16 protein-coding genes are annotated in these 17,905 nt (G+C 73.7%); 7 read left to right on the top strand and 9 right to left on the bottom strand.

All coding sequences use genetic code 11. The features are described from left to right. Positions 1-66 precede the first annotated feature (66 nt). From F4556_RS30770 to F4556_RS30745, 6 genes are read right to left on the bottom strand one after another with little or no spacing between them, the layout of a single operon-like run. Entirely contained in the window at positions 67-1,428 is a 1,362-nt protein-coding gene (locus tag F4556_RS30770; protein ID WP_184921882.1) for a hypothetical protein, read from the bottom strand. 14 nt (positions 1,429-1,442) lie between these two features. Further along, complete coding sequence (locus tag F4556_RS30765; RefSeq protein WP_184921880.1) at positions 1,443-2,795, bottom strand: amino acid permease; 1,353 nt, start codon at positions 2,793-2,795, stop codon at positions 1,443-1,445. Continuing rightward, positions 2,792-4,069: an MFS transporter gene (locus F4556_RS30760; RefSeq protein ID WP_184921878.1), complete on the bottom strand. Its 1,278-nt coding sequence runs from the start codon at positions 4,067-4,069 to the stop codon at positions 2,792-2,794. The genes F4556_RS30765 and F4556_RS30760 overlap by 4 nt, the downstream gene beginning before the upstream one ends. Further along, on the bottom strand, positions 4,066-5,370 hold the full coding sequence (locus F4556_RS30755) for an ATP-grasp domain-containing protein (RefSeq protein WP_184921876.1): 1,305 nt from the start codon (positions 5,368-5,370) through the stop codon (positions 4,066-4,068). The genes F4556_RS30760 and F4556_RS30755 overlap by 4 nt, the downstream gene beginning before the upstream one ends. Then, a complete protein-coding gene (locus F4556_RS30750) occupies positions 5,367-6,368 on the bottom strand; it encodes a class I SAM-dependent methyltransferase (RefSeq protein ID WP_184921874.1) in 1,002 nt (333 codons plus the stop codon). Before F4556_RS30750 ends, F4556_RS30755 begins: the two co-directional genes overlap by 4 nt. Next, entirely contained in the window at positions 6,365-7,354 is a 990-nt protein-coding gene (locus F4556_RS30745; protein ID WP_184921872.1) for a pyridoxal phosphate-dependent aminotransferase, read from the bottom strand. The genes F4556_RS30750 and F4556_RS30745 overlap by 4 nt, the downstream gene beginning before the upstream one ends. 184 nt (positions 7,355-7,538) lie before the next feature. Between F4556_RS30745 and F4556_RS30740 the strand changes: the two genes are divergently transcribed. Beyond that, positions 7,539-10,304: an AfsR/SARP family transcriptional regulator gene (locus tag F4556_RS30740; RefSeq protein ID WP_184921863.1), complete on the top strand. Its 2,766-nt coding sequence runs from the start codon at positions 7,539-7,541 to the stop codon at positions 10,302-10,304. A gap of 15 nt (positions 10,305-10,319) precedes the next feature. On the opposite strand, the gene F4556_RS30735 is transcribed toward F4556_RS30740, so the two are convergent. Further along, a complete protein-coding gene (locus tag F4556_RS30735) occupies positions 10,320-10,643 on the bottom strand; it encodes an SHOCT domain-containing protein (protein WP_313068894.1) in 324 nt (107 codons plus the stop codon). 11 nt (positions 10,644-10,654) lie between these two features. Further along, positions 10,655-11,083, bottom strand: coding sequence for a DUF6325 family protein (locus F4556_RS30730; protein WP_184921861.1), 429 nt, complete (start codon positions 11,081-11,083; stop codon positions 10,655-10,657). Positions 11,084-11,248: 165 nt separating this feature from the next. Here F4556_RS30730 and F4556_RS30725 point away from each other — a divergent pair, with 165 nt between their 5' ends. The 3 genes from F4556_RS30725 (at position 11,249) to F4556_RS30715 (ending at position 13,077) form a co-directional block, all read left to right on the top strand. Then, positions 11,249-11,572, top strand: a complete 324-nt coding sequence (locus F4556_RS30725; protein ID WP_184921859.1) for a nuclear transport factor 2-like protein — start codon at positions 11,249-11,251, stop codon at positions 11,570-11,572. Positions 11,573-11,720: 148 nt separating this feature from the next. Next, the gene (locus tag F4556_RS30720; RefSeq protein ID WP_184921857.1) at positions 11,721-12,740 is read left to right on the top strand and encodes a LacI family DNA-binding transcriptional regulator; all 1,020 of its coding nucleotides are present in this window, start codon (positions 11,721-11,723) and stop codon (positions 12,738-12,740) included. A 91-nt stretch (positions 12,741-12,831) separates the two neighbouring features. Then, positions 12,832-13,077: a helix-turn-helix domain-containing protein gene (locus F4556_RS30715; protein ID WP_184921855.1), complete on the top strand. Its 246-nt coding sequence runs from the start codon at positions 12,832-12,834 to the stop codon at positions 13,075-13,077. A gap of 147 nt (positions 13,078-13,224) precedes the next feature. Here the strand turns inward: F4556_RS30715 and F4556_RS30710 are convergent, their stop codons facing one another. Next, positions 13,225-14,448, bottom strand: coding sequence for a serine hydrolase domain-containing protein (locus F4556_RS30710; RefSeq protein WP_313068892.1), 1,224 nt, complete (start codon positions 14,446-14,448; stop codon positions 13,225-13,227). Between the two features lie 85 nt (positions 14,449-14,533). Here F4556_RS30710 and F4556_RS30705 point away from each other — a divergent pair, with 85 nt between their 5' ends. From F4556_RS30705 to F4556_RS30695, 3 genes are all read left to right on the top strand, one after another. Beyond that, positions 14,534-15,055, top strand: a complete 522-nt coding sequence (locus F4556_RS30705; RefSeq protein ID WP_184921851.1) for an NUDIX hydrolase — start codon at positions 14,534-14,536, stop codon at positions 15,053-15,055. A 45-nt stretch (positions 15,056-15,100) separates the two neighbouring features. After that, complete coding sequence (locus tag F4556_RS30700) at positions 15,101-15,865, top strand: TetR/AcrR family transcriptional regulator (protein WP_184921849.1); 765 nt, start codon at positions 15,101-15,103, stop codon at positions 15,863-15,865. 79 nt (positions 15,866-15,944) lie between these two features. After that, on the top strand, positions 15,945-17,837 hold the full coding sequence (locus F4556_RS30695; RefSeq protein WP_184921847.1) for a hypothetical protein: 1,893 nt from the start codon (positions 15,945-15,947) through the stop codon (positions 17,835-17,837). Positions 17,838-17,905 lie beyond the last annotated feature (68 nt).

The following is a 17,905-nucleotide window of genomic DNA, read 5'->3' as shown; positions in this document are numbered from 1 at the left end:
GGCAGCCGCACTCATCCCGGGTGAACCCGGTGGGTGGGCCGGGGTGCCTTCGGGCACCCCGGCTCCTCACCGACCGTCCGTCTCCTGCAGTACGGCACCCCCGTGCGCCCCGGTCGCCACGTTCACCACCTGGCCGGCGGCGGAGGCCGGGGTGGCCCGGATGTAGGCGCCGCCGTGGCCGGCGGCGCCGGTGAACACTCCCCAGAGGGCGGTCCACGGCTGCAGCTCGCCGTTCTCGTCGGGGTACAGCTCCGGGGTCGGGGTGACCCTGCGCTGGAGGATGAACGGGCCGTCCAGCGCGGCGAGCAGCTGCTCGCGCCACTGCTCCGGGCCGAGGCCGTCCGCCCAGCCGAGCAGCACGCCGTCGCCGCCGGCCAGCGAGGTCGGCTTGAGCACCAGCTCCCGCTGGTGGCGCAGGGCGTACTCGACCAGGTCGACCCGCTCGCCGCTCTCCAGCGTGACCGATCCCGGGCGGACCATCCGGGTCCACGGGAGGATCCGGTCCAGGCTGGCCAGCACCTCGGCGTCGAACAGGCCGCGGTTGCGCTCGTCCGAGAGCAGCGCCAGGGCGCCCTTGCTGGCGTACGCGGCGGAGTCCAGCGGCGTGAAGATCCTGACCTCGCCGCGCTCGGCGGCATCGAGCACCGGATCCATCAGGGCCGGCACCTCGGGGTACTTCACCAGGTCCCCGATCAGGAACACCCGGAAGATCACGTCCACCGGCCGCTCACCGAGCCAGACCCGGCCGTCCCGCGGCGCCAGCTGCCCGAGGTGGCAGGGGTACGCGTCCAGGCCGAACTCCCGCCAGCGGTCGCAGAGTTCCTCCATGTACGGCAGCATCTTCCGGTAGCCGTCCGGCGAGTCGGTCAGCGCCACCACCGGCCGGTCGCCCGGCCCGAAGCCGCTCTCCGCGAGGACGTTGTTCACCTGCTCGCGCAGCGAGTCCACGAAGCCGAGCCCGTGGCTCCCGGCGAAGTCGGCGAGGACGGGATGCCGGAGCAGCTCGCGGCACATGTCGGCGTTGTCCATGCCGCCGACCGCGCTGCCGATGTTGAGCTCGAGCAGCTTGAACCCGCTCTCGTCGACGTACAGGTCGGCCCTGGTCTGCCGGGAGACCGCCGGGCCCCGGCCCCGCAGCACGGCGGAGACCTGAACCTCGGTCAGCCCGACCGCGCGGGCGAACGCCGCGAAGTCGCCACCGAACAGCAGGTCGGGGAGACCGGCCAGCGCCGTCCGCAGGTTCTCCAGGTCGGTGTGCAGCCGGTCCCGCTCCTCCCGGCCGAGGAAGAGCGGACGGGACAGGTACCGGCCCGCGTAGAAGGTGTCCAGCAGGACCGAGTCCTGCTGACTGCCCGTCAACTCGGCTGCCTTGGCGCCACTTTCGACCACCCGGGCCAGGTACTCCGCGGTCAACGACGTACGGTCCATCTGACGCTCCCTCCTCAGGCCCTGCGGTGACGGATCAGCGCGGCGGACAGCACGACCAGGGCCAGCACGGCCGAACTGACCAGCTGGATCCGGGTGTCGTGGTCGAAGAACATGTGCCCCAGCAGCGCGACGATGACGGCCAGGGTGAGCCAGCCCAGGTACGGGTGCCCCCACATCCGGACCGGCGTCCCCTCGGGCAGCCGCCCGCGCAGGCGGAGTTGGGAGCAGGCCACCAAGAGCCAGACCAGCAGCATCACGGTGCCGACCGCGTTCAGCAGGTGCAGGAAGATGGTCTCCGGCCAGAGCAGGTTCAGCACCACGCCGCCGAAACCGAAGGCGGTGGAGGCGAGCACGGCCAGGTACGGGACGCCGCTCCGGCTGATCCTGGTCAGGGCCGCCGGGGCCTGGCCGCGCCGGGCCAGCGAGAAGGCCATCCGGGCGGCGGCGTAGGTGCCGGCGTTCAGGGCGGAGAGCAGCGCGAGCACCACCACCACGTTCATGATCTGCGCTGCGCCGGGGACGCCGATCTCGTCCAGCACCGCCACGAAGGGGCTGGTGCCCAGCCGGGAGTCGTTCCAGGGCAGCAGGCTCACCAGGACGATCATCGAGCCGATGTAGAAGACCGAGATCCGCCACACCGCGCTCCGGACCGCCCGGCCGGCGGCCTGCACCGGGTCGTCGGACTCGGCGGCCGCGATGGTGACCACCTCCAGACCGCCGAACGCGGGCACGGCGGCCACGAAACCGGCGACCACGCCGCCCCAACCCTGCGGCAGCAGATCGCCGCCCAGCGCCCCGGGATTCCTGCCGGGCAGCACGCCCAGGATCGCCAGCACGCCCAGCACCAGGAAGCCGACGATCGCCGCGACCTTGATCAGGGCGAACCAGAACTCGAACTCGCCGAAGTTGCCGACCGCGCTGAGGTTCACGGCGGTGAAGACCGTCATGAAGACCAGCATCAGCAACCACTGCGGCACCGCGGGCAGCCACCCGTGCACGATCACCGCGGCCGCGGTGGACTCGACCGCGAGCACCACGACGATGGTCACCCAGTACAGCCAGCCGATGGTGAACCCGGCCCACGGGCCGAAGGCCCGCTCGGCGTGTTCGGAGAACGAGCCGCTGGCCGGGAACGCGGCGGCCATCTCGGCCATCATCCGCATCACCAGCATGGTGAGCACACCGGCGGCCACGAACGACAGGACGATCCCGGGACCGGCCATGGCGATGCCCGCGCCGGAGCCGACGAACAGACCGGACCCGATCACCCCGCCCATGGCCAGCATGGTGAGGTGGCGCGGGCGCAGGGTGCCGTGCAGCTGCGGTCTCGGCGGCTCGGTGGGGCTCAGGAGGGGTGTGGTGGTCATTCGACTTCCTTGGGCGAGACGGTGAGGGACTTGCCGACGGGCAACGGCTCCTGCGGTGCCCGGTCGAGGTGGTGCGGGAGCCTGGACCAGCGGAGCGCGACCACGGCGGAGACCGCCGCGCCGGCCACACCGAACGCCGCGATCACGACCGGCGCCGGGACCAGGTCCGCGGCGAACCCGGCCAGCGAGATGCCGACCCCCTGGGCCACCCGGACCGCGGTGGAGGCCAGCCCGAACGCCTGGCCGCGCAGGGCGTCGGGGACCGAGCTGCTGTACGCGGCGTTCGCCGGGACCTGGAAGGCCGAGAACACCCCGGACACGCCCCACAGCACGCAGGTGACGGCGAGGCCCGGGGAGAGCGCGGTGAACACCAGCACCCCGCTGGCGGCGACCGCCAGCGGACCGAGCAGCCGCAGGCCGCGGTCCGGGCTCACCAGGCGGGTGAGCACGAACACGCCGAGCACCGCCCCGGCCGGTCCGGCCGCGAGCAGCAGGCCGACGCCGGTCGGGCCGTGCCCCAGGGCCTCGGCGTACGGCGCGGCCAGCCCCTCCTTGCAGGCGTAGAACCCGGAGAGGCACCCGAAGGCCACCAGCAGGCGCAGCCTCGGGTCGGCCCGGACCAGGGCGGCCCCGCCGGTGATCGCGCTCCGCCTGGCGGTGCCGGGCGCGGGCGCGGTCGGCCTCGGCCGCCGGGCCAGCCCGAACCGGGTGAGCGCCGCCGACAGCACGAAGGTGCCCGCGTTGATCAGCAGGGCCTGCGAGGTGCCGAGCGCCGCGACCGCCACGCCGCCCGCCGCGAACCCGGCGAGCTGGCCGAGCTGGGCCGTCACGTTGACCACCGCGGCGGCCGCCAGGTACCGGTCGCCCGGCGCCACGGTCGGCAGCAGCGCCGAGCGGGCCGCCAGGTGCGGCGACTGCACCAGCTGAACGAGGATCAGCAGCCCGCACAGCAGCCAGATCGAGGTGCCCGGCACCGCCATCGCGGCGACCAGGCCGGCCCGGGCCAGGTCGCACACCACCATCAGCCCGCGCCGCGGGTAGCGGTCCGCCAGCCAGGACAGCAGCGGTCCGCCCACCAGCTCGGGCAGCAGGGTCAGGGCGTAGGTCAGCGCGGCCAGACCCGCCGACTCGCTCCGCGCGAACACCAGCAACGCCAGTGCCACCCGGGCCAGTTGGTTGCCGCCGACCGCGGTCAGCTGCGCCAGCCACAGCATCCGGAACTCGCCGATGGCGAAGACCTCGCCGAACCGCGGCGCCGCGGCCGGCCCGCTCACGGGCGGGCCAGGGACTGGGCGCGTCCCTTCACCCGGAAGACCCCCGCCGCGGGCTGGGCGACGGGCTCCCAGGTCAGCTCGTACTCGTCCAGCACCTGCCGGATCGCGCGCTCGATCTCGGCCCCGCTGCCCGCCCGGAACCGGTAGCGCCCGCCGGTCTCCTTGGCCCCGCCGGTGCCGTTCAGCACCGTGCCGGGCTCGGGCAGCACCTCCGCGTACATCGCCGGCACCCGGTCGATCAGCGGGGTGGTGGACAGCACCCGGCACGGCCTGACCGGCGGCTCCGGCATCAAGAGGTAGCCACCGGCCGGGCCCGCCGGGTCGAGCTCGGGCAGGGTCGGGGACTCCCCCAGCGACAGCCGGGTGGCGACCTCCAGCAGGTCGAGTCCGTAGACCTCCCGCCAGAGGTGCGGCAGTTCGGCCCCGCCCGCCCGGGCGGCCACCTCCAGGAACACCAGCCCGTCGTACTCGCCGGGACCAGCCGGGTCGACGGCGAACACCTCCAGGTGGAACACGCTGCTGCGCACCCCGAGGGCGGCCAGCAGCAGCTCCGCGTACCCGACCAGCCGCTGCTCCAGCACCGGGTCGTCCCCGGCCACCGAGCCGAACGGGTCGCCCAGGGCGTAGTCCAGACAGGTGTTCAGCAGCCGGAAGGCCCGGAGCACCCGTACGGTGCCGTCCTGCACGACGCCGTCGACCTGGTACATCGTCCCGCTGACGAACTCCTCGCAGACGTAGTTCTCCAGCGGCGAGGCGAGCGTCTCCTCCAGCGAGGCAAGGGAGTTGATCAGGTAGATGCCCTGGCTGCCCGAACCGTCCCGGGGCTTGAGCACGACCGGGAACCCGGTCCGCCCGGCGAACCGGCGGACCTGCTCGGCCGAGTCGGCGTCGACGAACCGCGGCACCCGCAGCCCGGCGGCGGCGACCAGCTGTTTCATCGTCACCTTGTCCCGGACCTTCTCGATCTCGGCCGGTCCAGGGCCCGCCACCCCCAGCAGCTCGCGCAGGGCGGCCGCGACCTCGAGGTCACGCTCGAACAGCGCGACCACGTGGTCCAGCGGGCCGTACCGCCGGACGATCTCGAGGGCCAGCTCCGAGACCGCGGCCCAGTCGGCCAGGTCGGCCACCACGGCCACGGTCTCGGCCAGGTCGGTCTCCACGCCGCCGCGCCCCACCGCCGAGGTGAGGTAGGCGACCCGGTCGACGGTGTGGTCGATGTAGTCGGTGTAGCGGCAGCCCACTTCCTCGTTGAAGCGGTTCAGTACGAGGATGTGCCTGCCCTGGGTGGTCCGGTCCTTCATGCGCCCGGCCGCTCGCGGGTGAGGTGCATCAGCGCGGTGTACGGCGGCAGGTCGAAGTCGATGACGTCCGCGCGCTGCCAACCAGCCTCGGCCAGCACCTCGTTCCACTCGTCCAGCGAGGGGATCATCTGGCCCATCACGGCGTGGGCGGTCTCGAAGCCCAGCGTGAAGACCGGGTGCTGCTCGGTGGTCGGCAGGTCCGAGCGGTAGGTGTCGCAGATGATCAGGTCGGTCGCCGCCGGGAACGCCTCGCCGATCAGCTTCAGGCTGGCCAGGCACTCCTCGCGCGGCCACAGGTCGTGACCCATCATGAAGCAGCAGACGAAGTCGACCTGGCCGAACTCGGGCTGGTACGCCATCCGGGTCGCGTCGCCGCGGACCACCGAGATCCGGTCGCCGAGCCCGGCGCTGGCGACCGAGTCGGTGGCCAGTGCCACCGCGCCCGGCGCGAAGTCCACCCCGATGCCGCGGAACTCCGGGTCGCGCCCGGCGAGTTTGATCAGCCGCTCGCCGCTGCCGCAGCCGAGGTCGGCGCCGTGGCGGAGGCCGCGATCCGCGATGATCTTGTAGAACGCCGGGTCCACGTAGGAGAAGCCCGCGTCCCGGGCGGCCAGGCCGATCGCCTTGTAGTCGCGGACCACGTAGTCCCCGGTCCGGTTCGGGTTCCGGACCAGCTCCGGCATGCTCCGGAACAGGTCGCCGCAGCCCCTGGTGAGCCAGTAGAAGAAGCCCTTCTTCGCCCAGGTGTCGGCGAACAGCGGGCCAGGGGTGGCGAATTGGTGGCCCGGGCTGAGCACCGCGATGCCGGCGATCGCCAGCCCACGGGCGATCGCCTCCACCGAGGGCGCGTCCAGGTCCTGCTCCAGGGCGAAGCCGGCCAGGTCCACCGGCTGCTCCGAGCTCTCCAGCCGCTCCAGCAGGCCGAGCTCCCAGGCGGCCGAGATCGCGTACGCCGTGAGCGTGTTGTTGTAGATGTCGTCGATGACGAGGCTGGTCATTGTTCCCCCATGGGTCGCGCCTGGCCCTCGGCCAGAACGTCGTCAACTGCCGTGATGAGAGCGGCGATCTCGGCACCGGTGCCCACGGTCACCCGTAGGCCGGAGCCGGCCGGTTGGACCCGGACACCGCGGTCGAGCAGATCGGTGGCCCAGCAGGACCGGCCGGCCGGCGGCCGGACGTACAGGAAGTTGGCCTGACTCGGCGTCACCTCGAAGTCCCGGCGGACCAGGGCGGCCGCCAGCGCCTCCCGGTGCCGGCGGTTGCGCTCGCGCCGCTGCCCCGGCACCGCCGGGTCGGCCAGTGCGGCCAGCGCGGCGGCCGCGGCGGCGGCGCTCACGCTGAACGGCATCTGCAGCGCCCTGAGCGCGCCGATCAGCCGGGCGTTGCCCACCGCGTAGCCGATCCGCAGGCCGGCCAGCCCGTGGATCTTCGAGAACGTCCTGGTGGTCAGCACGTTGGGGAGTTCGGACAGTGCGGCGACCGAGAGCTCGTCCACGTCGGCGTAGTCGTGGTACGCCTCGTCGTTGAGCAGCACGGTCGTCTCGGGCAGGCCGCCCGCCAGGTCCGCGATCTCCTGCCGGGGTCGGCAACTGCCGGTCGGATTGTGCGGGTTGGACAGCGCCACCAGCCCGACCGCCGCGTCCGCCAGCTGCCCCGCCAGGTCCTGGTCCGGCGGCCACGGCCGGACCAGCGTCGGGGTGCCGCACTGGGTGCCGAGCAGCGGGTAGAGCTCGAACTCGGGCTCGTGGAAGCAGGCCGCCCGGTCGGGGCCGGTGAAGGCCCGCCAGGCCAGGCCGATGATCTCGGCGCTGCCCGCGCCGACCAGGACCCGGTTCAGCGGGACGTCGTGCAGCTCCGCGATCGCGGTCTCCACCGCGCTCGAGGGTGTCGGGTAGCGGTGCAGCTCCGGGACCAGCGCGTGCAGGGCGTCGGCGACGGCCGCGGACGGACCCTGCGGGTGTTCGTTGGCGTGCAGGCGCAGCATCACGAGGCACCCACCGGCCGCGTCCGGGCCCTCGGCTCCGGACAGGCGTCAACGCCGCCCATATAACGTTCCCCCTTCGATTGGACCTTCGATAACCTACGAACCGTCACTGGACGGCGACTGGACGGAACGTCAGCAGCCGTCCAGTCGGACGAGTCGGCGCGAAACGGCAAAGGAGCCACGCGTGCAGATCCAGCTGCTCGGCCCGGTGCGGGTGTTACGGGGCGGGGCCCAGATCGACATACCGACCGCGGGCCGGCGGGCCGTACTCGGCCTGCTCGGACTGGCGTCCGGCCGACCGGTGTCCAGAGCGGAGCTGATCGACGCCCTCTGGCAGCACGACCCACCGCACAGCGCGGTCAACGTCATCCAGACCCACGTCAAGCACCTGCGGAAGCTGCTCGAACCCGACCGGCCCGCCCGCACCCCGAGCCTGCTGCTGCCCTCGGTCGGCGACGGCTACGGTCTCCACACCCAGGACTGCGACATCGACGTCCAGTCCTTCCGGGCGGGGGTCGACCAGGCCACGGCGGCCCGGCAGTCGGGGGACCACCCGCGGGCGCTCGCACTGTTCGACACCGCGCTGGCGCTGTGGCGGGCGGCCACCCCGCTGTCCGACGTCCCGGCGCTGGCCGGCCATCCGGCGGCGCTCGCGCTGGTCGAGGAGCGGTACGCGGCGCTGGCCGCCAAGGGCGAGACCCTGCTCGCCGCCGGAGCGGCCGACGAGGCGGTCGTCCTCTTCGAACAGGCCGCGCACGCCCGCCCGTTGGACGAAGCCGTGCTGGCCCGGCTGATCCGCGGCTACCGGGCCGCGGGCCGCCGGGCGGCGGCCGTCAGCACCTACCACGAGGTCCGCCGCCGGCTCGGCGACGAACTGGGCATCAGCCCGGGACCGGAGCTGGTCGCCGCGTACCAGGCGCTGCTGGCGGAGGACACCGGCCGCCGCGCCCCGGCGGCGGCCCGCCGGCTGGTCCCCGCGACGCTGCCCGGCGACGTGACCGCCTTCGTCGGCCGGCAGCGCGAACTCGCCGACCTCGACCTGGTGTTGGGGGAAACCGGCGGCAACGCGGTGCCGATCGCGGTGGTCACCGGGACGGCCGGGGTCGGCAAGACGGCCCTGGCGCTGCACTGGTCGCACCTGGCCCGGGCCCGCTTCCCGGACGGTCAGCTCTACGTCGACTTACGCGGCTACGACCCGCAGCAGCCGCTGTCCGGCGACGACGCGCTGTCCCGGCTGCTGTCCGCGCTGGGGCTGCCCGCCCAGGAGATCCCGGTCGAACCGGCCGACCGGGTGACCCGGTACCGGACCGAGGTCAGCGGGCGCCGGATCCTCATCCTGCTGGACAACGCGTCCTCGGTGGACCAGGTCCGGCCGCTGCTGCCCGGCACCGGCTCCTGCGCCGTCCTGGTGACCAGCCGCGACAGCCTGGGCGAGCTGGTCGCCCGGCACGGGGCCCGGCGGCTCGGCCTCGACCTGCTCCCGATGAGCGACTCGCTGGACCTGCTGCGCCGGCTGATCGGCGATCGCGTCGACAGCGAACCGGCGGTCAGCGCGGAACTGGCCGCCCAGTGCGTGGGGTTACCCCTGGCCCTCCGGGTGGCCGCCGAACTCGCCGCCACCCTGCGCACCACCCCGCTCCCGTACCTGGTCTCCGAACTCGCCGACCGGCGCAGGCGGTTGAGCATGCTGGACTCGGTCGGCAACCCGATCAGCGCGGTCTTCTCCTGGTCCTACCAGCACCTGCCCGCCACCGCCGCCCGGGTCTTCCGGCTGCTCGGCCTCCAGCTCGGCCCGCACATCTCGCTGAGCGCGTCGGCCGCCCTGGCCGGCCGCAGCCCGGCTGACACCCGCGCGGCCCTGACCATGCTCACCCGCGCCCACCTGGTGCACCCGATCGGGCCCGACCGGTACGGCATGCACGACCTGCTCCGGGCCTACGCCACCGAGCTCGCCCACGACGACGTCACGCCCGTGGAGCAGGTCTTCGCCCGGCAACGGCTGGTCGACTACTACCTGCACACCGCGCACGCCGCCGGCGCGATGCTCGACCACCGCGACCCGTTCGAACTCCCCGCGCCGACGCCCGGGGTGCCGCCGCTGGCCTTCACCGACCGCGACAGCGCGCTGGCTTGGTTCGCCTCCGAGCACCAGACCCTGCTGGCGGCGGTCGACTCGGCCCACGACGCCTACGTGGGGCTGCTGGCCCGGAGCATGTCCACCTACCTCGAGCAGCGCGGCCACTGGCACGACTGGGCGACCACCCAGCGGGCCGCCCTGGACGCCGCGGACCGGCTCGGCGACCGGCCGGGCAGTGCGGCGGCGCACCGCGAACTCGGCCGCGCCAACGCCAGGATGGGCCGCTACGAGGAGGCCGACCGCCTGCTGCACCGGGCGGTGGCGCTCTTCGAGGGACTCGACGACCCGCTCGGCCAGGCGCACTGCCACAACAACCTGACCCTGGTGTTCGAGCGGCAGCTCGACTTCCACCGGGCGCTGGAGCAGGCGACCTTGGCGCTGACGAAGTATCAGGCCGCGGGCCACCAGGTCGGTGAGGCCAGGGCACTCAACAACATGGGCTGGTGCCACACCCAACTCGGCCGGTACGCCGAAGCGGTGAGCTGCTGCGGGCGCGCCCTCGCCCGCCAGCGGGAGATCGGCGACCGCAGCGGGGAGAGCGCCACCCTGGACACCCTGGGCTTCGTGCACCACAACGTGGGCCGGCACCGAGAGGCCATCAGCTGCTACGAACAGGCCCGCGACATCTACCGCGAGTTCGGCGACCGGTTCAACGAGGCCTCCCTGCTCACCCACCTCGGCGACACCGCTCACGCCGCGGGCGAACCCGGCACGGCCGGGGAGGCCTGGGAGAACGCCCGCGACATCTTCGTCGAGCTCGGCGACACCGCCGCCGTGGATCAGCTCGACCTCAAGCTCGGCGGTCTCGGCTGATCCTCTGAGCGATGGTCATCCCGCCAGCAGCCGGGCCTTCGCGGTGGCGAACTCCTCGGGAGTGAGCAGGCCCTGCTGGACCATCTGCCCCAACTCGGTGAGCCTGGAGGTCAGATCGGGCTGCGCGGCCGCCGGGGGCGGCTGGTAGGCGGGCGGTGGCGCTTGCTGGGCCTGCAGGTCGGCGATGGCGGCGTTCTGGTCCTGCTCGTTCTGGGCCGAGCGGGCGGCGCTCCGCCCGGCGGCGTACGCGGCGCCGCCGACCACCAGGCCCCGCACCAGCGGGGCTCCCACCGGACGGACGACGCGCATCGGCCTGATCGGGCGCATGGGTCGGAACACGAGGTCCTCCTCTACTGTCCGGCCGCGACGCGGGCCTCGGCGGCCCGCACGGCCTCTTCGATGTGCTCCGGCGGGATCCGTACGCCGGTGGCGATCCGGCCGCCGATCTCGCGCAGCGCCTCGGCGGCGGCCTCGGCCCACAGGTGCTCGATCAGCACCAGCAGGGCGACGTTGCCAGGCTCCAGCAGCTCCGCGGCCTCCTGGGCGTCCTCGGGGCCGATCAGCGCCAGCTCCTCGAGGTCGTCCGGCAGCACGCCCTGGAGGTGCTCGAAGTCCGCGAGTTCGCCGTAGGTGGCCTCGCCGTCGGCGTGCCGGGTGACGACCAGTGAGTCGATCACCCGGACGTTGCCCGCGGCGCGCAGCCGGGCCAGGGCCTTGACTGCCTCGACGGTGATGGTCTCCTGCGGGAACGTCAGGACGAGCAGTTCGGCCGGCCCCATCCAGGGCTCCCTTCGGTGAGCGAATCCCCCATAACGGGATCAAAGCACACCAACCGATAAAAATGCCGCAAGCAACGGCACGCCACGGACGGCCCAAGGTCAGCGGGAGCGCCCCGGGCGGAGTGTTCGCTGAGTCCACCAACCCCCTCCCCAGGAGAAGGACCGATGACCATCCCGCTCGACAAGCTCTCCGACCCGGCCGTGCGCGCCCTGCTCGCCGCCCTCAACGCCAATGACCGCGCCGCCTTCCAGGCCGCACTCACCGCGGACGCCACCCTGTCCGACGACGGGTCGGAGCGGAACCTCACCGACTGGACCGAACGGGAGATCTTCTCCTCGCGCGGTCACATCGAGGTGCAGACCGAGAAGGACGACGGCCGCACGGTGATCGCCAACTACCGCAACGACACCTGGGGCGAGATGCGCACCGCCTGGCGGTTCGACGTCCAGGACGGCCGGGTCAGCCGTATCGAGACCGGCCAGGCCTGACGGAATCGAAAGGTTTGGTGAAGCGCTTCGACAACAAGTCTGGACACGCGCCAAGTGCCTCTCTAAGCTCTCCCCGCAGGACAGCATCGAGACGGACAGACGGCAGTGTCGAAGCGCTTCACCACCCGGTGCTCGCCAATGCCGCGAGATGGAGCACCGCATGGTCACGCTCGCCCAGGTCGCCCGGCACGCCGGGGTGTCACCGAGCACGGTCAGCTACGTGATCAGCGGCAAGCGCTCGATCTCGCAGGACACCCGGCTGCGGGTCGAGCGCAGCATCGCCGAACTCGGCTACCACCCGCACGCCGGGGCCCGCGCGCTGGCCAGCAACCGTTCGCACGTGATCGCCCTGGTGGTGCCGCTGCGCACCGACATGTTCGTCCCGGTGATGATGGAGATCGCCATCGCGGTCACCACCACCGCCCGCCGGTACGCGCACGACGTGCTGCTGCTGACCAGCGAGGAGGGGCCCTCGGCGATCAAGCGGATCGCCAACAGCGGGCTGGCCGACGCGATGATCCTGATGGACGTCGAGCTGGAGGACGAGCGCATCCCGCTGCTCCGGCAGACCGGCACCGCCGCCGCGCTGATCGGCCTGCCCGCCGACCCGGCCGGACTCACCTGCGTGGACCTGGACTTCGAGGCCACCGGACGCCTCGCCGCCGACCACCTGGCCGACCTCGGGCACCGCGAGGTGGCACTGATCGGCCCGGCCGAGTCGGTCTACCGGCGCCACACCGGCTTCGCCGAACGCACCCTGGCCGGCTTCCGGCAGCAGGCCGGGGAGCGCGGGCTGCGCTTCCTGCACCGCCCGTGCGGCGACGGCCACGAGGCGGCCAGCGGCACGCTGTCCCGGATCTTCGAGGAACGCCCCGGGATCACCGGCCTGGTGGTGCAGAACGAGGCCGCCCTGCCCCATCTGCTCGGCCAGCTCCGGCAGTCCGGCCGGGCGGTGCCCGAGGACGTCTCGGTGGTGGCGATCTGCCCCGACGACGTCGCCCTGCACTCCGCCCCCCGGCTGACCTCCGTCTCGGTCCCCGCCAAGGAGATGGGCCAACGCGCGGTCGAGCTGGTGATGGCCCTCGCGGCCGGCCACCCGGCCGAGGAACTCACCCTGCTCACCCCGGCCCTGACGATCCGGGAGAGCAGCGGTCCCGGTCCCCGCTGATCCCCACCGTTCGCGCGCATCGCCGAGCACCCCGCCCTGCTTCGCCATGCCCGTGCCCACCCAGGGGCCGCCGTCTGGAGGCAAACCCGCCATGCACCCCACCCTCACCACTCCCCCGCAGCCGATACCGCACCGCCACCCCGCCGGCCTGCTCGCCCCGTCCGAGCACGAGCTGCTGCTCCTCCTCGCGGACGGCCTCCCCCTGGACTCGATCGCCCGCCGCCTGGGCACCTCCAGCCGGACCCTGCGCCGCCGCATCCGCGCCCTCTGCGACCGGATCGGGGTCCGCACGCCGCTCCAGGCCGCGGTCTGGGCCGCCCGCCGCGGCCTGATCTGAGGCTTTGGCAGGTGCTCAGGGGCTACGGTCCAGGGGCTCGGGGAACTGCGAGGAGGTCTGGCGTGCGGGTCAAAATACAAAGTGCCTGACCATCTACGCAGGATCACCTTTTCCGAGGTCGGCGTCGCAGTTCCCCGAGCCCCTGGGTCAGCCCTTGCTGAGGCACTGCTTGACGGCGGCGATCAACGTACGCGACCGAATGTCCCCGGTCACACCGGGCTGCATCCCGTTGGTGACGTAGCCGAAGCCGATCCCCAGCTCGGGGTCGGCGAAGCCGAGGGAGCCGCCTCGGCCGGGGTGGCCGAAGGAGGCCGGGGAGGCCATCGGGGAGCTGGGGCCGTGGCGGAAGAAGCCGAGGCCGAAGGCGGTGTTGATGATCAGCACCCGGTCGGGGCCGCTGACCGCCGGGCCCATCGCCTCGGCGAGCAGGCCGGGGCCGAACACCGCCGGGAGCAGTTCACCGGGCGCCCCGCCGTGCCGGTCGGCCGCGCCGATCAGGGCCGCGTAGAAGCGGGCCACCGAACGGGCGGTGCCGATCCCGCCCGCGCCGGGGATCTCGGCGGCCTGCACGGCCGGGTCGTTCAGGTCGACCTTCGGCCGCACCGCGGCGAACGAACGGGCCGTCAGCGAGGCGGGGTTCTGGTAGGCGTCCACCACCGACTGGCGGGGGCGCAGCCGTAGGCCGTTCGGGCCGTTCAGGGCTGCCTCGGGGGCGGGCAGGTCGACCAGCCGGCCGACCCTGGGGGCGGCTCCGGTGGGCAGGCCGATCCAGAGGTCGAGCCCGAGCGGCTGGGCGATCTCCTCGGCGAAGTAGTGGCCGACGCTGCGCCCGGCGGCCCGCCGGACCACCTCGCCGACCAGCCAGCCGAAGGTGTACGGGTGGTACCCGTGCGCCCGGCCCGGTTCCCAGAACGGCGTCTGCGCGGCCACCGCCGCCACCGCGGGTTCCCAGGAGATCACGTCCTCGACCCGCAGCGGCACGTCCAGCGCGGGCAGCCCGGCCTGGTGCGAGAGCAGCCAGCGGACCGGGATCCGCTCCTTGCCCGCGGCCTTGAACTCGGGCCAGTACGAGGCCACCGGTGCGTCCAGGTCGAGCCGTCCCTGCCCGGCCAGGTGCAGTGCGGTGGCGGCGGTCAGGCCCTTGGTGACCGAGCGGAGCACCTGTGCGGTGTCGGCCGTCCAGGGGACCGCCGGGTCGGGGCGGCCGCCCACCTCGGGCCGGGCGTCGCCGGCCCAGATGTCGACCACCTTGCGGCCGTCCAGGTAGAGCGCGAACGCCGCGCCGAGCTCGCCGTGGTCGCGGAAGTTGCGCGCGAAGGCTTCCCGTACCGGCTCGAAGCCCTCCGCCGCCTCGCCCCAGATCTCCACCACCGCGTGCCGCCTTCTGCTCGTCCGCTCCCCGCTTCTGAAAGATAGTCCGATCATCCGGCGGACGCCGACTCGGTAGCGTGGGCCCATGACGAACCCTGCTGACGAAGTGCTGGACGTGGTGGACGCGCAGGACCGGGTGATCGGCACCGCCCCGCGCGGCGAGGTCTACCGGCGGGGGCTGACCCACCGGTGCGTCTTCATCCTGGTGCGGGACGCCGAGGGCCGGATCTTCACCCACCGCCGGTCGGCCGAGAAGCTCTACGCGCCGGGCACCTACGACTGCTTCGTCGGTGGCGTGGTCGGCGCCGGGGAGACGTACGCCGAGGCGGCGGTCCGCGAGGCCGAGGAGGAGATGGGGGTCAGCGGGATCGTGCCGGTCCGGCTGTTCAAGTTCCTCTTCGAGGAGAACGGGCTGTCCTGGTGGTGCGACACCTACGAGGCCCGCTGGGACGGCCCGGTCAGTCCCCAGGTCGAGGAGGTCGACTGGCACGGCTGGCTCACCGAGGAGGAGCTGACCCGGCGGCTGACGGAGTGGCAGTTCGTCCCCGACGGCCTCCAGGCGTACCGCCACTACCTGACGCACCGGGCCGGCGGCTCGGTCGGCTGACCGTCCCTTCCCCACGGCCCGGCCCGAGCAATTAGGGTGGCGCTCATGGTTTCCCGTACACCGCCGGTGGCGGACCGCCCCGAGCGTGCGCCCCGGCGTAGGCTCAGCGTGGACGAGCGCCGGGAGCAGCTGATCGCCGTGGCGCTCGACCTGTTCAGCCGGGCCGCGCCGGAGGACGTGTCGATCGACGACATCGCCGCTGCCGCCGGGGCCTCCCGACCGCTCGTCTACCACTACTTCCCCGGCAAGCAGGCCATCTACGAGGAGGCGCTGCGCCGGGCCGGCCAGGAGCTGGCAGGGCGGTTCGAGGAACCGCACGAGGGTCCGCTCTCGGAGCGGCTGCTCCGGGTGATGGGGCGTTACCTGGACTTCGTCCGCAGTCACGGCCCCGGCTTCGCGGCGCTGCTGCGCGGCGGTTCGGTGACGGCCGGGCCGGCCGGCAACGCGGTGATCGACGAGGTGCGGCGGGCCGCCGCCGAGCAGATCCTCCGGCACCTGGCGGTGGCCGAGCCCAGCCCGGGGCTGCGCCGGACGGTCCGGGCCTGGATCGCCAACGCCGAGATCACCTCGCTGGACTGGCTGGCCACGCCGGAGGTCCCGCTGGAGGAGCTCCAGCTCCAGCTGGTCCAGGAGTTCGTCGCCGCGCTGGCCGTGTGCGCGGCCCGCGAGCCCGCGCTGGCCCTCGAGTTGGCCGGTTTCCTGACCGCCGAGAGCGCCGACGGACCGACCGGCCGGCTGATCCGGCAACTCGCGGGCCTGCTCGGCGTTCCCGGCCTGGCCGACGCGGTGGCGGTGCTGGCCGAGGGGTGACCTGACCCTCACTCCGACGCCGGGTTCTGATAGAAAGTGGACGGAATTATCCACCTGAGAACGAGGGGGGCTCAGCGGCATGACACAGGACGGTTTCGCGGGCGCGGAACGGATCGGCGCCACGATCGACGTACTGGCTGACGCCCTGTTGGGGGCCGACGCCACGCACTACCCGGCCGCCTCGCTGACGGCCTTCGACCGCGCCGCCCACCCCTCCGCCGACGCCCTGTTCGGGCTCCGGCTCAGCCCTGCCGGGCCGGGCCTGCTGACGGTCCGTGGGCTCGGCACGGTGGTCGAGGCGAGCACCGCGCGGACCGCCGCCGACGCCGAGGCGCCGACGGCCGAGCTGTTCGCCCGCTACGGGGGCAGGGACGTCTACGGCCTGCCGGCCGAGGCCGTCTCCCCGGAGCAGGTCGCCGTGCCGGTCCGGCCGGAGGCGGCGGAGGGCTGGATGCGGCCGGAGTTCCCCGCCGCCGTGGCCCGGTTCGCCGCCGAACGGCCGGTCGCCGTGCCGGAGGAGCTGGCCACCGGGGCGGGCGTCGAGGTCCGCCTGGTGGTGCCGTCGCTCTTCCACCCGCTCACCGTCCGCGGTGACCGGCAGGCCCGGGCGGGTCATCTCGCCGAGGTGGCCGAGGAGTTGTACTCCGGTGCGCGCGGGTCGCAGCGGCAGGACTGGTCGGTGCTGACCGGTCTGCTGGCGCAGCCGGCGGCCGCCGCCGGCGTGGTCTTCGCCGGGATCGCCGCCCTCCGGGTGGACGGCCGGCCGAGCCGGGCCTCCCTGGTGGTCTCGCTGGCCCCGCACCCGCGGCAGATCTCCGAACTGTCCGCCGAGCTCGCCGACGCCCGCCCGCAGGCCGAGGTCTGGACGGTGCTGGTCCCGGCCGGACCGACCGCCGTGCTGGTGGAGAGCCGGATCGCCCCGGTGCCGCCGCTGCTGCTGCCGGTCGGCCAGTCGGTCACCGAGCCCGACGCCGCGGACAACACCGTGGTCTCGGTGCTGCAGGCTTTCCTGCCGCTGCCGGACGGCGTCTCGGTGCTGACCGTCCAGCTCGGCACCGCCCAGGCGGACGACTGGGACCTGTACGCGGCCACCTTCGCCGAGATCCTGGCGAGCATCCAGCTCGGCTGGGACGGCACCCGGGCGGCCCTGCCGCAGCTCCCGGCCCAGCAGCCGGTCGCCCAACAGCCGGTCGCTCAGGCCCCGTTGGCCCCGCAGCCGCCGGTCCAGCAGGCGGTCCAGCAGGCCGCGCCGGTGCCGCCCGTCGCCGTTCCCCCGGTCCCGGCCATGCCGCCGACCGTGCCCGCCCAGGCCCCGGCCGTCGCTGCCCCTGCCCCGGCCGTCGCCGCCCCGGCGGCGCAGGAGCGCCCGAAGGGTACGCCGGTCCGGGTGCCCCCGGCCGACTTCAACCCGTTCGCCCCGCCGCGGCCCGCCGAGGTCCCGGCCCAGGCCGAGGCGCCGGCTGCCGAGGGCACCCCCCGCAAGGGCGTCAAGGTGAACGTGCCGCCGCCGGACTTCAACCCCTTCGCCGCACCGGCCCCGCCGCCCGCCCGCCCGGCCACCGCGGCCCCGCAGCCGGTCGCCCAGGCCCCGGCCGCCGCCGACCCGTTCGGCACCGTGACCACCCAGCAGGCAGCCGACCCGTTCGGCACCGTGACGTCGGCTCAGCCCGCCGCCCCCGCCCGGGTCGTCGCACCGACCCCGCCGCCGGCCGCACCGCCCGCAGCGGACGCCCCGGCGCCCGGCAAGGGCGTGAAGGTGAACATCCCGCCGCCGGACTTCAACCCCTTCGCTCCCCCCGCCCCGGCGGCCGCCGCCGAGGAGGAGGACGCCCCGGCGCCCCGCAAGGGCGTGAAGGTCAACATCCCGCCGCCGGACTTCAACCCGTTCGCCTCGCTCGCCCCGGCTCCCGTCGCCGCCGCTCCGGCACCGCCGGCCGAGCCCGAGGCGCCGGCGTACAACCCGTTCGGCTGACGGCGGGTCAGCCCGACGCACCGGCGTACCAAGGGCCGTGGATCTGACGCATCAGTGTCAGGTCCACG

It is taken from the genome of Kitasatospora gansuensis, assembly GCF_014203705.1.
GTDB lineage: Bacteria > Actinomycetota > Actinomycetes > Streptomycetales > Streptomycetaceae > Kitasatospora > Kitasatospora gansuensis.
The sequence above is the reverse complement of the archived record's forward strand: the minus strand, read 5'-3'. Positions and strand labels throughout refer to the sequence as shown.